Below are 13225 nucleotides of genomic sequence, written 5' to 3'. Positions count from 1 at the left end.
CTATTACTCGAACCAATGGGCTCGGGCGGCCATGATCAACTTGCCGGCACGATCATCGTCAATGCCGTCGATGTCGAGCAGGTCGTCAATAGACTGCTCGGCCAGGTCTTCGCGGGTAATTACGCCGCGCACCGCCAGTTCCATCGCCAAATCCTTGTCCATACCCTCAAGCGAGAGCAGGTCTTCGGCCGGATGGGCGTCTGCCAGCTTTTCCTCAGTAGCGATGGCTTTAGTCAACAAACGATCCTTGGCCCGAGCGCGAAGCTCGTTGACGGTGTCTTCGTCAAAGCCGTCGATGTTGAGCATTTCTTCCAACGGTACGTAGGCAATCTCTTCCAGGCTAGTGAAGCCCTCATCTACCAGCACCTGTGCCAGGTCTTCGTCGACTTCCAGCTCGTCGATGAAGTTGCGCAGGATATCGCCGGTTTCTGCTTGCTGCTTAGCCTGGATGTCCGATTCGGTCATCACGTTCAGGGTCCAGCCAGTCAGCTGGCTAGCCAGACGCACGTTCTGACCACCACGACCGATGGCCTGAGCCAGATTGTCTGCGCCAACGGCGATGTCCATTGCATGGGCATCTTCGTCAACGATAATTGCCGCAACCTCAGCCGGGGACATGGCGTTGATCACGAACTGCGCTGGGTTGTCGTCCCACAGGACGATATCCACACGCTCACCGCCCAACTCACCGGACACTGCCTGGACACGCGAACCGCGCATACCAATGCAAGCGCCCTGCGGGTCGATGCGTTTGTCTTTCGAGCGGACCGCGATCTTGGCACGCGAACCCGGGTCACGGGAGGCTGCCATTACTTCGATCAGGCCTTCAGCGATTTCCGGCACTTCAATGCGGAACAACTCGATCAGCATTTCCGGCGCGGTACGCGACAGGATCAACTGCGGGCCGCGGTTTTCAGTGCGGATTTCCTTGAGCAGCGCACGCAGACGCACGCCCACCCGGAAGGTTTCGCGAGAAATGATGTCTTCACGGGCCAGCAACGCCTCGGCGTTGTTGCCCAGATCGACGATCACGTTGTCGCGGGTGACTTTCTTCACGGTCCCGGAGATGATTTCCCCCAGGCGCTCGCGATAGGCATCAACCACTTGTGCACGTTCTGCTTCGCGAACTTTCTGCACAATGACTTGCTTGGCAGTCTGTGCCGCGATACGGCCGAACTCGATCGACTCGATCTTCTCTTCGACGACATCGCCTACCTGGGCGCCCGGATGCGTTTGCGCAACCTTGCTCGGCCAGGTTTCGATGGCCGGGTCGTCCAGGTCTGCTTCTTCGACGACCGTCCAGCGACGGAAAGTCTCGTAAGCACCGGTGTGGCGATTGATTTCCACACGCAGATCGACTTCGTCCTCGAACCGCTTCTTGGTAGCAGTGGCCAGGGCCAGCTCCAGCGCTTCAAAAATTACGTTAGCCGGTACGCCCTTTTCATTGGATACCGACTCAACAACCAGCAGTACTTCTTTGCTCATCGTACGCCTCGCCTTTCGCAAGCCATTGGATCCGCGGGATCCGCAGTTTCTGGCACGTCTCAGTCAAAACTGGGAATAATGTTGGCCTTGTCGATCATATCGATCGGCAACAGGAACTCATGGTCTTCAACCTGCACCACGACGTCCTGCTCTTCTACGCCGCGCAGAAGGCCCTGAAAGTTGCGTCGACCTTCAAAAGGCGAGCGCAGCTTGATCTTCACTTGTTCACCGGCAAATTTTGCAAACTGCTCAATAGTGAACAGCGGGCGTTCCATGCCAGGCGAGGAAACTTCAAGGGTGTACTCAACGGCGATTGGATCTTCAACATCCAGCACACCGCTGATCTGCCGGCTGACGATGGCGCAATCGTCCACCAGCACGCCGCCCTCTTTATCGATATAAACGCGCAACATGGAGTGACGACCTTGAGCCGAAAACTCAATACCCCAGCATTCATAGCCTAGGGCCACGACCACCGGGGCCAGCAAGGCCTGCAACTGTTCTAGCTTGCTCGACACCTGAACCCCCTCGTGCATGTATGTGCATGCTTTGCAAAATAAAAAAATGGGCGAAAAGCCCATCCCTGAAACGCCGTCGAATAGCGGCGTTGAAAGTGTCCAGCTAACAAAAAGCCCCTTAAAAGGGGCTCCTGAAACTGGTTGCGGGGGCCGGATTTGAACCGACGACCTTCGGGTTATGAGCCCGACGAGCTACCAGACTGCTCCACCCCGCGACAAAGCTGGGGCGGAAGTATACGACCGATCCCTGACAGGGTCAATGTAACCTTCCACCTACAAGAAAGCCCGCAACAGCGGGCTCTCCTGATAATTGGTACCGAGAAGGGGACTCGAACCCCTACACCCTATGGGCACAACCACCTCAAGGTTGCGTGTCTACCAATTCCACCACCTCGGCAATACTACGTTTGAAACCCTTCTTACTTTTGCTCTTGAGCTGGAGGTACGTCAGTCGCATTAGTTGCCGACTTTTGCTCTTCAAGCACCGGTACATCATCAGAAGCCGGTTTTTGCACTGGTACTTCAAGAACCGCTGGGTTTGGCAAACCTACTTGAGTCAGCTGTTGAGCTTTCTCTTTAGCAAAGTAACCTAACCCTAAGCTGGTTATGAAGAAACCTGCGGCAAGTATAGCAGTAAACTTACTAAGAAAGGTAGAGGAACCTTGGCTTCCGAACACAGTATTTGAAGCACCTGCTCCGAAAGACGCGCCAGCGTCCGCACCCTTACCCTGCTGCAGCAATACCAGAGCAACTACGCCCAATGCACCCAGCAGATGAAAAACGACTACGACTGTTTCCAGCATTTTCTCAGTTTCCCGCGGCACGAATAATCGCACCGAACTCATCTGCATTCAGGGAAGCCCCACCAATGAGCCCCCCATCGATATCCGGCATGCCGAACAGTTCGACCGCATTGGCCGCCTTCACGCTGCCGCCGTATAGAAGCCGCACACCTTGTGCGACTTCAGAATTCTTTGCCGCCAACTGCGCGCGAATGGCTGCATGCACATCCTGCGCTTGTTGCGGCGAAGCAGTCAGCCCGGTGCCAATGGCCCAGACCGGCTCGTAAGCAATGACTGCCTTGGCAAAGACACCAACACCCAGCTCCTCGATGATGCTGTCCAGCTGACGCCCGACAACTTCAAGAGTTTGTCCGGCTTCACGCTGCTCGAGGGTTTCCCCTACACACAACACCGGAGTCAAGCCACATGCCTGTGCCGCTGCGAACTTGCGAATCAGCATCTCGTCGCGCTCGCCCATTATCTGGCGGCGTTCGGAGTGCCCTACAAGCACCAGGGAACACCCTGCATCCACCAACTGACTCGGCGCAACTTCACCCGTCAGTGCACCTTGCATGGCTTCCACCGCAGAATTCTGCGCGCCGACCGAAATCGACTTGCCTTCCAGGCCATCAACCACTTGGTTGATAAACAAGCAAGGTGGGAATACCGCGACATCAACACCGCTCGGCAAGGCCAGACCACCGAGACCTTCGATCAGCTCAGCGACGCTGGCGCGGGTACCGTGCATCTTCCAGTTACCAGCTACCATAGGGCGACGCATGCTTTACCTCGTCGGTCAAAGTGGGCGCAGATGTTACCCAACCACATCATTGCTGGCAAGCCGAATTCAGGCAGAAACTTCACCAACCAGTTTTGCCAGCTCTTCAGCGTATCCACGAACCAGAGTTTCATCCTCGCCTTCGACCATCACACGCACCAGCGGCTCGGTACCGGACTTGCGCAGCAAGACCCGACCACGCCCTGCCATTGCCTTGGTAACACGGGCGCTCGCCTCCTTGACGGCCGCGTGCTCGACAGGATTTACCCCGCCCGCAAAGCGCACATTGATCAATACTTGAGGGCATTTGCGCAGCGCCTGGCGCGCCTGGGCGAGACCTTCGTCGCGATCTTTCAAGGCCATCAACACCTGCAACGCAGCAATGATCGCATCACCGGTGGTGGTGTGATTGAAGCAAACGATATGCCCGGAGTTTTCACCCCCGACCTTCCAGCCGCGCTCCAACAGGTCGGCAATCACGTAGCGGTCACCGACATTGGCCCGCACAAACGGGATCTTCAGCTCTTCCAGGGCCAGCTCCAGCCCCAGGTTACTCATCAGCGTGCCCACTACCCCGCCCTGCAGGATTCCACGCTCGTGCAGATCACGGGCAATGATGAACAACAGCTCATCGCCGTCGACGATCGCACCCGTGTGATCAACCATCAGCACCCGATCGCCATCACCGTCGAAGGCGATACCCAGGTCGGCTTGCTCGGCCAGGACCGCAGCCTGCAACTGCCCCATATGGGTCGAGCCGCAGTTGTCATTGATGTTCAGGCCATTGGGTTGTGCAGAGAGCACCACCACTTCGGCGCCCAGCTCGCGAAAGACACTCGGCGCGACCTTGTACACCGCGCCATGGGCGCAATCGATGACAATCTTCAGCCCGGAAAAACTGGTACCGGTCGGCACACTGCTTTTGCAGAACTCAATGTAGCGGCCGGACGCATCGTTGATGCGCGACACTTTGCCGATCTTGCTGGACTCGACTACCACCATCGGGGTGTCGAGCAGTTCTTCGATCATCAGCTCGATGTCGTCCGGCAGCTTGGTGCCCTGTCCGGAGAAAAACTTGATGCCGTTATCGTCATGAGGATTGTGCGAAGCACTGATCACGATGCCGGCTTCAGCATGAAAGGTACGCGTCAGGTAGGCGATGGCGGGCGTAGGCATCGGCCCCAGCAGCATCACATCCGCCCCGGCGGACGTCAGTCCGGCCTCGAGCGCCGACTCGAACATGTATCCCGAGATACGCGTGTCCTTGCCCACCAGGACTTTGCAGGCGCCCATTTTCCGGAACGCCATGCCAGCAGCCCAGCCGAGCTTGAGCATGAAGTCAGGAGTAATCGGGTAGGTACCGACCCGACCACGGATACCGTCGGTGCCAAAATATTTTTTAGTCATAAGTACTCCAACATTCTTATTCGGCTGATTCTACCGCTGCGATCATTCGCACTACGTCCACAGTTTCGGCGACGTCATGCACACGCAGGATTCGCGCACCCTTGACCATCGCCAGCGCTGCGAGCGCGAGGCCGCCATGCAGTCGCTCGCCCACCGGGCGATTAAGCGCCTGCCCTATCATGCTTTTGCGAGACACCCCAACCAGCAGCGGGCGCCCCAATGCATGCAGGGCCTCCATATGCTTGAACAGACTCAAGTTGTGCTGCAGGTTCTTGGCGAATCCGAAGCCGGGATCCAGAACAATCCGCTCGACCGGGATACCGACTGCAACACACTGCGCCATGCGCTCGGCGAGAAATCCTGCGACTTCGCGCGTTACATCAGCATAGTGGGGGTTGTCCTGCATATCTCCCGGCTCGCCGAGCATATGCATCAGGCATACCGGCAGGCCGGTAGCTGCTGCAGCGTCCAGCGCACCGTCGCGCCGCAGCGAGCGAACATCATTGATCAACCCCGCACCCAGGCGCGCAGTTTCACGCATGACCGCAGGCGTGGAGGTATCGACCGAGATAATCACATCTAGTTCACGGTGCAGGCGCTCGACAATCGGCGCTACACGCTCCAGTTCCTCCAGCGGCGAGACCGCCCGCGCACCTGGTCGAGTCGACTCACCGCCGACGTCGATCAAGGTAGCGCCCGCGGACACCATCGCCTCGGCGTGCTTCAGGGCAGCATCGAGCTGACTGAAACGACCGCCGTCGGAGAAAGAATCAGGAGTGACATTGAGAATGCCCATGACATGCGTATGGGCCAAATCAAGAACCCGGTTGCCGCAAGGCAACCGGGTTGAGGACTGTACAAGAGTCATTTCAAACCTTAAACGTCAGCAGCCGGGCCGCCGATAGGGGTTTGCGGACGCTCATCCTGGACTACAGGAGGCGTACCGGAAGTGCCCGTGCCACCAGACCAGTCACGCGGTTCACGCGGCGTGCGGCCCGCCATGATGTCGTCGATTTGATCGGCATCGATGGTTTCGTACTTCATTAGTGCGTCGGCCATCGCGTCGAGCTTGTCGCGGTTGTCCGTCAGGATCTGCTTGGCGGTGCCATAGCACTGGTCAATGATGCTGCGCACTTCCGAGTCGATCAGCTTCGCCGTCTCACCCGAGAAACTGGCGTGCTGACCACCGCCACCACGACCGAGGAATACCTCACCCTCTTCTTCGGCGTACATCAGAGGACCGAGTTTTTCCGACAGACCCCACTTGGTCACCATGTTCCGTGCAATCTGGCTGGCACGCATGATGTCGTTCGAGGCACCAGTGGTAACACCGTCGAAGCCCAGGGTCATTTCCTCGGCGATACGGCCACCATACAACGAGCAGATCTGGCTGATCAGCGCACGCTTGGACAGGCTGTAGCGATCTTCTTCCGGCAGGAACATGGTCACGCCCAGCGCACGACCACGGGGAATGATCGAAACCTTGTAGACCGGATCGTGTTCAGGCACGACACGACCGACAATTGCGTGACCCGCTTCGTGATAAGCAGTGTTGCGCTTTTCTTTCTCGGACATGACCATGGATTTGCGCTCGGCGCCCATCATGATCTTGTCCTTGGCCAGTTCGAATTCCTTCATCTCGACGATGCGCTTGCCAGTACGGGCAGCGAACAGCGATGCCTCGTTCACCAGGTTGGCCAGGTCGGCACCGGAGAAACCCGGGGTACCACGGGCGATCACCGCTGGAGCGACGTCGTCACCCATTGGCACTTTACGCATGTGAACCTTGAGGATCTGCTCGCGACCACGGATATCTGGCAGGCCGACCACCACCTGGCGGTCGAAACGGCCCGGACGCAGCAGCGCCGGGTCGAGTACGTCCGGACGGTTGGTCGCGGCAATGACGATGATGCCGTCATTCATTTCGAAGCCGTCCATCTCCACCAGCAACTGGTTGAGAGTCTGCTCACGCTCGTCGTGACCACCGCCCATGCCAGCACCACGATGGCGACCGACAGCGTCGATCTCATCGATGAAGATGATGCAAGGTGCGTGCTTTTTCGCCTGTTCAAACATGTCACGAACACGGCTGGCACCCACACCCACGAACATTTCGACGAAGTCGGAACCAGAGATGGTGAAGAACGGCACCTTGGCTTCGCCGGCAATGGCCTTGGCCAGCAGGGTTTTACCGGTACCTGGCGGGCCAACCATCAGCACACCACGGGGAATGCGGCCACCCAGGCGCTGGAACTTGCCCGGATCTCGCAGGAACTCGACCAACTCGCCGACTTCTTCCTTGGCTTCGTCGCAACCAGCAACGTCAGCCAAGGTGGTTTTCACTTGATCTTCGGAGAGCAGGCGCGCCTTGCTCTTGCCGAAGCTCATCGGCCCGCCCTTGCCACCTGCACCGCCTTGCATCTGGCGCATGAAGAACATGAACACGGCAATGATCACCAGGATCGGGAAGCTGGCAACCAACAGTTGGGTCCAGATACTTTGCTGCTCAGGCTGCTTGCCTTCGACTACCACGTGGTTATCCACGAGGTCGCCGATCAGACCGTTGTCCTGAATGGCCGGACGAATGGTCTTGAAGCTGTCGCCATCATTGCGCTTGCCAGTGATGACATAACCGTCCACGGCTACGCGCTCGACCTTGCCATCCTTGACCTGCTGGATGAAGTCGGAATAGTTGAGGGTCTGTGGCTCGTTAGGGCTGGAGAAGTTGTTCATCACCGTCACCAGGACAGCCGCGATGATCAACCACAGGATAAGATTCTTTGCCATATCGTTCAATTAACTACCCTCTGAAGCAAGCTCCGCAACTGGCGCGCGCTTCGCATGATATTCACCGGCCTAACTTACTACATTACCTACAGCTCTGGCAGGCGCCGTCTGTAACCCTTTGTGAAACATTGACTACACAATATTCGCTATTGCTTGTGGGGCGAAATACTAAAAACCTATCGCCCCGCAAAAAAACCTCGTTTTACTCACTACGGCCGCGGTAGCCCCAAGCCAGCATATATTGCTCGCGGGAACTGCCACGGGAAGAGTCCGGCTTGATCATCTGGACCTTGTCGAACTTCTGACGAGCGTCCTTCACGTAAGCGTCAAACCCTTCACCCTGAAAAACCTTGATCACAAAATTGCCACCGGGCTTGAGTATCCGGGCGGCCAAATCAAGCGCCAGCTCACAAAGGAACATGGCTTTTGGCATGTCTACCTCAGGCGTACCACTCATATTGGGGGCCATATCGGAAATCACAAGGTCCACCTGCGAATTACCCACGGCCTCAAGGATCTGCGCGAGCACTGCGTCCTGGGTGAAGTCACCCTGGATGAAGGTCACGTCCGGAATGCTGTCCATTTCCAGGATGTCCGAGGCGATCAAGCGCCCCTGACCACCAATCAGCCGACTGGTGACCTGCGACCAGCCACCGGGCGCTGCACCCAGGTCGACAACGCTCATGCCCGGACGGATCAGCTTGTATTTCTCCTGGACCTCCAGAAGCTTGTAACTGGCACGCGAACGGTAGCCATCCTTCTGCGCCTGCTTCACATAGGGATCATTGACATGTCTTTTCAGCCAACCAAGGCTTGTCTTGGAACGCGCCATTGGGCACCTCGATGATAAGGGTCGTGATTAATTGGGCGGATCCACGCACCCTCGGGTAAAATGGCCGCCATTTTACAGAATCCAGACTAAAGGGTCAGATTATGCCGCTCACTCAAGAGCAGAAGAAACAGTACAAATCCATTGGCCACCATCTGAAACCAGTTTTGACGGTGGCTGACAACGGTTTGACTGAAGGTGTGTTAGCCGAGCTGGAACGCGCATTGGGCGATCACGAACTGATCAAGATCAAGCTCAACATCCTCGATCGCGAATCGCGCCTGGCTGCCATTGCCGAACTGTGCAAGGTCGGCAAGGCGGACCTGGTACAGGTCATCGGCAAGATGGCGCTGATTTACCGCAAGAACTTCAGCGTAAACAAGCAACTGTCGAACGTCCACCGCTTCAAGTGATGAAACGGGTCAAGGGTGTGCTTCGCGCACCCTGCCACCCCATCCTGGCACCGGCTGCAGCACCAGCAGCAAACCGGAAAACCCCAGCACCAGGTAACTGAACAACAGCCAATGCTCCGCCTCCGGCCATTGCATGCGTACCACCAGGTACATCGTGCTTGCATACAACGCCATCAACAGCAGTTGCCCGCGAATATCGCGCCATAGACTGACAAGGCCCTTGGCCTGAACCAGCACCAAAACCTGAGAAACCACGCACGCCGCTGAAAAACCCACCAGCAGCGTATTCAGCATGCTTGAAATTTCATTGATCAGCAGCGGCGCCAGGCCAATCTGGCCCAGCACCGGCAGCAAACCCAAATGCAGCAGCCACAGGCCGCCAACCCACAACATCTGGGTCAGCTGCCAGAGCATGGCGCCCGCACGCAGCGGGCGCCAGCCTTCAGATATGGCGGACTTCGACAATCTCATACTCGATCACGCCACCAGGCGTCTTGACCGCCACCACATCACCCTCCTCCTTGGCAATCAAGGCGCGGGCCAAGGGCGAACCGACGGAAATCTTGCCGAGTTTGAAGTCAGCCTCGTCCTCACCCACGATGTGGTAAGTAACGCGCTCATCCGTCTCGACGTTGGCGATTTCCACGGTAGTGCCGAAAATCACTTTGCCAGTGTGCGGGATGCTCGTGACATCGATGATGACCTGGTTCTGAATCCGGCCTTCAATGTCACGAATCCGCGCCTCGACCATACCCTGCTGCTCGCGGGCAGCGTGGTACTCGGCGTTTTCCTTCAAGTCACCCAGCTCGCGGGCCGTACCGATGTCCTGGCTAAGCTTTGGACGTACGACCTTGGTCAGGTGAGTGTGCTCTTCTTCCAGGGCGCGCGCGCCCTGGACGGTCATTGGGTATTTGATCATGCCTTCAATCCTGCGTGTAGATCCTGCAAGCGGCGCACGGTCTTCTCGGGACCGAACTTCAACGCTTCGCAGATGGCTTCGCCAGCAGCAATGGTAGTGGTGCAGTAGATCTTGTGCTGCAAGGCATTACGACGAATGGAATAGGAATCAGCGATCGACTGACGGCCTTCGGTGGTGTTGATGATCAGCGTGACTTCGTCATTCTTGATCATGTCGACCACGTGCGGACGACCTTCGGTCACCTTGTTCACACGACGCACTTTCAGGCCAGCAGCTTCGATCAGCTTGGCTGTCCCGGCAGTGGCAACCACTTCAAAGCCCAGGCTGATCAGATCACGCGCTACGCCGGCAACCAGTGGCTTGTCGTCGTCACGCACGCTGATGAACGCGGTACCGCCGGTCGGCAGCACTTCGCTGGCGCCCATCTGGGCCTTGGCGAACGCTTCACCGAAGGTGTCACCCACGCCCATCACTTCACCGGTGGACTTCATCTCTGGGCCCAGGATCGGGTCAACGCCAGGGAATTTGGCGAATGGGAACACCGCCTCTTTCACGCTGTAGAAGTTAGGAATGATTTCCTTGGTGAAGCCGATTTCCTTCAGGGTCTTACCGGCCATCACGCGAGCCGCGATCATGGCCAGGGAAACACCGATGCACTTGGACACGAACGGCACGGTACGCGAAGCACGCGGGTTGACTTCGATCACGTAGATGTCGTCGCCTTGCAGCGCCAACTGTACGTTCATCAAGCCGACCACGCCCAGTTCCAGGGCCATTTTCTTGACCTGTTCGCGCATCTCGTCCTGAATGTGCGCCGGCAGCGAGTACGGCGGCAGCGAGCACGCGGAGTCACCGGAGTGAACGCCGGCCTGCTCGATGTGCTGCATGATCGCGCCGATCACCACGTCGGTGCCGTCACAGACCGCATCCACGTCCATTTCGATGGCGCAGTTGAGGAAGTGGTCGAGCAGCACTGGGCTGTCGTTGGACACTTTCACCGCGTCACGCAGGTAGCGCTTGAGCTCTTCTTCTTCGTAGACGATTTCCATCGCACGGCCGCCCAGTACGTAGGACGGACGCACCACCAGCGGGTAACCGATCTTGCCGGCGGCGCGAATGGCTTCGTCTTCGCTGCGCACGGTAGCGTTAGGCGGCTGACGCAGATTCAGGCGCTCGACCATCTGCTGGAAGCGCTCACGGTCTTCAGCGCGGTCGATGGCGTCAGGGCTGGTGCCGATGATCGGTACGCCAGCCTCTTCAAGGGCACGCGCCAGTTTCAGCGGGGTCTGGCCGCCGTACTGGACGATCACACCTTTAGGCTTCTCGACGCGGACGATTTCCAGCACGTCTTCCAGGGTCACCGGTTCGAAGTACAGGCGATCGGAAGTGTCGTAGTCAGTGGAAACAGTTTCCGGGTTGCAGTTGACCATGATGGTCTCGTACCCGTCGTCGCGCAGCGCCAGTGCCGCGTGAACGCAGCAGTAGTCGAACTCGATGCCCTGGCCGATACGGTTTGGACCGCCGCCCAGGATCATGATCTTGTCGCGACCCGATGGCGCAGCCTCGCACTCCTCCTCGTAGGTCGAGTACAGGTAGGCGGTGTCGGTGGCGAACTCGGCCGCGCAGGTATCAACGCGCTTGTAGACCGGGTACACCTCGAGCTTGTGGCGGTGACGGCGCAGGGCCTTCTCGGTCACACCCAGCAGCTTGGCCAGGCGCATGTCGGAGAAGCCTTTGCGCTTGAGACGGAACATCAGGTCGCGGTCGATGCTGGTCAGACCCAGGGTCTTGACCTTCTCTTCGTCCTTGATCAGATCTTCCATCTGCACCAGGAACCAACGATCGATCATGGTCATGCTGAAGATGTCGTCAACACTCATGCCGGAGCGCATTGCGTCCGCCACGTACCAGATACGCTCGGCACCCGGCACGGTCAGCTCGCGCTTGAGCACGCTCATGCTTTCCGGGTTGCTCAGGTCAACTTTCTCGTCCAGGCCGCAGACGCCGACTTCCAGGCCGCGCAGGGCTTTCTGCAGGGATTCCTGGAAGGTCCGGCCGATGGCCATGACTTCACCAACCGACTTCATCTGCGTGGTCAGGCGCGCGTCAGCCTTGGCGAATTTCTCGAAGGCGAAACGCGGCAGCTTGGTCACGACGTAGTCGATGGACGGCTCGAAGGACGCCGGGGTCTTGCCGCCGGTGATGTCGTTCGACAGCTCGTCGAGGGTGTAGCCGACCGCCAGCTTGGCCGCGACCTTGGCGATCGGGAAGCCGGTAGCCTTGGAAGCGAGTGCCGAGGAACGGGACACACGCGGGTTCATCTCGATGACAACCATGCGGCCTGTGTCCGGGCAGATACCGAACTGTACGTTGGAACCACCGGTTTCCACGCCGATCTCGCGCAGTACCGCCAGGGAGGCGTTACGCAGGATCTGGTATTCCTTGTCCGTCAGGGTCTGTGCTGGCGCAACAGTGATCGAGTCACCGGTGTGCACGCCCATCGGGTCGAAGTTTTCGATCGAGCAGACGATGATGCAGTTGTCCTTCTTATCGCGGACAACCTCCATTTCGTACTCTTTCCAGCCGATCAGGGATTCGTCGATCAGCAGTTCCTTGGTCGGCGACAGGTCCAGGCCACGGGCACAGATTTCTTCGAACTCTTCACGGTTGTAAGCGATACCGCCACCGGTGCCGCCCATGGTGAAGGACGGACGGATGATGCACGGGAAGCCCAGCTTCTCGAGGACCGCATTGGCCTCTTCCATGCTGTGGGCGATACCGGAGCGCGGGCAGTCCAGGCCGATGGATTTCATCGCCTTGTCGAAACGCGAACGATCTTCAGCCTTATCGATGGTGTCGGCGTTGGCGCCGATCATTTCCACACCGAATTTTTCCAGAACGCCTTCGCGCTCCAGGTCCAGGGCGCAGTTCAGCGCGGTCTGGCCGCCCATGGTTGGCAGCAGTGCATCTGGACGCTCTTTCTCGATGATCTTGGCAACGGTCTGCCACTTGATCGGTTCGATGTAGGTGGCGTCAGCCATGGCCGGGTCGGTCATGATGGTGGCTGGGTTGGAGTTCACCAGGATGACGCGGTAACCCTCTTCGCGCAGGGCTTTGCAGGCCTGAGCGCCGGAGTAGTCGAATTCGCAGGCCTGGCCGATAACGATCGGGCCAGCGCCGAGAATCAGGATGCTTTTAATGTCTGTACGTTTTGGCATGGGTTTGTCACTCAAATCCGCAGGTCAGTCGGCAAGCCGTCTTGTTCAATCTGTGAAGCCTTGAGGGGGTCACCGCAGCGGTGGCCACC

Annotated in this window: 12 protein-coding genes and 2 tRNA genes; 1 reads left to right on the top strand and 13 read right to left on the bottom strand. The window is 58.1% G+C overall.

Going from position 1 to position 13225, the window contains the following annotated elements:
* Positions 1 to 3 precede the first annotated feature (3 nt).
* The 10 genes from nusA to rlmE all read right to left on the bottom strand — a co-directional run bounded on the left by nusA (position 4) and on the right by rlmE (position 8589).
* Positions 4 to 1485: a transcription termination factor NusA gene (gene nusA / locus PspS04_RS03740; protein WP_071485563.1), complete on the bottom strand. Its 1482-nt coding sequence runs from the start codon at positions 1483 to 1485 to the stop codon at positions 4 to 6.
* A gap of 59 nt (positions 1486 to 1544) precedes the next feature.
* Positions 1545 to 2003: a ribosome maturation factor RimP gene (gene rimP, locus PspS04_RS03735; RefSeq protein WP_159987310.1), complete on the bottom strand. Its 459-nt coding sequence runs from the start codon at positions 2001 to 2003 to the stop codon at positions 1545 to 1547.
* A gap of 138 nt (positions 2004 to 2141) precedes the next feature.
* A tRNA-Met gene (locus PspS04_RS03730) sits at positions 2142 to 2218 on the bottom strand.
* 96 nt (positions 2219 to 2314) lie between these two features.
* A tRNA-Leu gene (locus PspS04_RS03725) sits at positions 2315 to 2400 on the bottom strand.
* Between the two features lie 22 nt (positions 2401 to 2422).
* The gene (gene secG, locus PspS04_RS03720) at positions 2423 to 2806 is read right to left on the bottom strand and encodes a preprotein translocase subunit SecG (protein WP_095081642.1); all 384 of its coding nucleotides are present in this window, start codon (positions 2804 to 2806) and stop codon (positions 2423 to 2425) included.
* 4 nt (positions 2807 to 2810) lie between these two features.
* Entirely contained in the window at positions 2811 to 3566 is a 756-nt protein-coding gene (gene tpiA / locus PspS04_RS03715) for a triose-phosphate isomerase (RefSeq protein ID WP_095169464.1), read from the bottom strand.
* Between the two features lie 66 nt (positions 3567 to 3632).
* A complete protein-coding gene (gene glmM / locus PspS04_RS03710) occupies positions 3633 to 4970 on the bottom strand; it encodes a phosphoglucosamine mutase (protein WP_159993704.1) in 1338 nt (445 codons plus the stop codon).
* 16 nt (positions 4971 to 4986) lie between these two features.
* Positions 4987 to 5838, bottom strand: a complete 852-nt coding sequence (gene folP, locus PspS04_RS03705) for a dihydropteroate synthase (protein ID WP_159993702.1) — start codon at positions 5836 to 5838, stop codon at positions 4987 to 4989.
* 8 nt (positions 5839 to 5846) lie between these two features.
* Positions 5847 to 7757 carry an ATP-dependent zinc metalloprotease FtsH gene (gene ftsH / locus PspS04_RS03700; RefSeq protein ID WP_159993700.1) on the bottom strand — a complete coding sequence of 637 codons (1911 nt, stop codon included), beginning with the start codon at positions 7755 to 7757 and terminating at the stop codon, positions 5847 to 5849.
* Between the two features lie 202 nt (positions 7758 to 7959).
* Entirely contained in the window at positions 7960 to 8589 is a 630-nt protein-coding gene (gene rlmE / locus PspS04_RS03695) for a 23S rRNA (uridine(2552)-2'-O)-methyltransferase RlmE (protein WP_095169468.1), read from the bottom strand.
* 101 nt (positions 8590 to 8690) lie between these two features.
* Between rlmE and PspS04_RS03690 the strand changes: the two genes are divergently transcribed.
* A complete protein-coding gene (locus PspS04_RS03690) occupies positions 8691 to 8999 on the top strand; it encodes a YhbY family RNA-binding protein (protein ID WP_095169469.1) in 309 nt (102 codons plus the stop codon).
* A gap of 9 nt (positions 9000 to 9008) precedes the next feature.
* On the opposite strand, the gene PspS04_RS03685 is transcribed toward PspS04_RS03690, so the two are convergent.
* The 3 genes from PspS04_RS03685 to carB are packed head-to-tail and all read right to left on the bottom strand — an operon-like array spanning position 9009 to position 13136.
* Positions 9009 to 9413, bottom strand: coding sequence for an MFS transporter (locus tag PspS04_RS03685; RefSeq protein ID WP_095169470.1), 405 nt, complete (start codon positions 9411 to 9413; stop codon positions 9009 to 9011).
* 28 nt (positions 9414 to 9441) lie between these two features.
* Complete coding sequence (gene greA, locus PspS04_RS03680; protein ID WP_095169471.1) at positions 9442 to 9918, bottom strand: transcription elongation factor GreA; 477 nt, start codon at positions 9916 to 9918, stop codon at positions 9442 to 9444.
* A complete protein-coding gene (gene carB, locus PspS04_RS03675; RefSeq protein WP_095169472.1) occupies positions 9915 to 13136 on the bottom strand; it encodes a carbamoyl-phosphate synthase large subunit in 3222 nt (1073 codons plus the stop codon). Before carB ends, greA begins: the two co-directional genes overlap by 4 nt.
* Positions 13137 to 13225 lie beyond the last annotated feature (89 nt).

The sequence above is a fragment of the Pseudomonas sp. S04 genome (assembly GCF_009834545.1).
Lineage (GTDB): Bacteria > Pseudomonadota > Gammaproteobacteria > Pseudomonadales > Pseudomonadaceae > Aquipseudomonas.
Note: the sequence above shows the minus strand (reverse complement) of the source record. Positions and strands in the feature narration are given on the sequence as shown.

What these genes read in the sequence shown, in the direction of transcription:
- nusA (WP_071485563.1), bottom strand. Translation starts at nt 1,485, where the DNA reads ATGAGCAAAGAAGTACTGCTGGTTGTTGAGTCGGTATCCAATGAAAAG.
- secG (WP_095081642.1), bottom strand. Translation starts at nt 2,806, where the DNA reads ATGCTGGAAACAGTCGTAGTCGTTTTTCATCTGCTGGGTGCATTGGGC.
- tpiA (WP_095169464.1), bottom strand. Translation starts at nt 3,566, where the DNA reads ATGCGTCGCCCTATGGTAGCTGGTAACTGGAAGATGCACGGTACCCGC.
- glmM (WP_159993704.1), bottom strand. Translation starts at nt 4,970, where the DNA reads ATGACTAAAAAATATTTTGGCACCGACGGTATCCGTGGTCGGGTCGGT.
- folP (WP_159993702.1), bottom strand. Translation starts at nt 5,838, where the DNA reads ATGACTCTTGTACAGTCCTCAACCCGGTTGCCTTGCGGCAACCGGGTT.
- ftsH (WP_159993700.1), bottom strand. Translation starts at nt 7,757, where the DNA reads ATGGCAAAGAATCTTATCCTGTGGTTGATCATCGCGGCTGTCCTGGTG.
- rlmE (WP_095169468.1), bottom strand. Translation starts at nt 8,589, where the DNA reads ATGGCGCGTTCCAAGACAAGCCTTGGTTGGCTGAAAAGACATGTCAAT.
- PspS04_RS03690 (WP_095169469.1), top strand. Translation starts at nt 8,691, where the DNA reads ATGCCGCTCACTCAAGAGCAGAAGAAACAGTACAAATCCATTGGCCAC.
- PspS04_RS03685 (WP_095169470.1), bottom strand. Translation starts at nt 9,413, where the DNA reads ATGCTCTGGCAGCTGACCCAGATGTTGTGGGTTGGCGGCCTGTGGCTG.
- greA (WP_095169471.1), bottom strand. Translation starts at nt 9,918, where the DNA reads ATGATCAAATACCCAATGACCGTCCAGGGCGCGCGCGCCCTGGAAGAA.
- carB (WP_095169472.1), bottom strand. Translation starts at nt 13,136, where the DNA reads ATGCCAAAACGTACAGACATTAAAAGCATCCTGATTCTCGGCGCTGGC.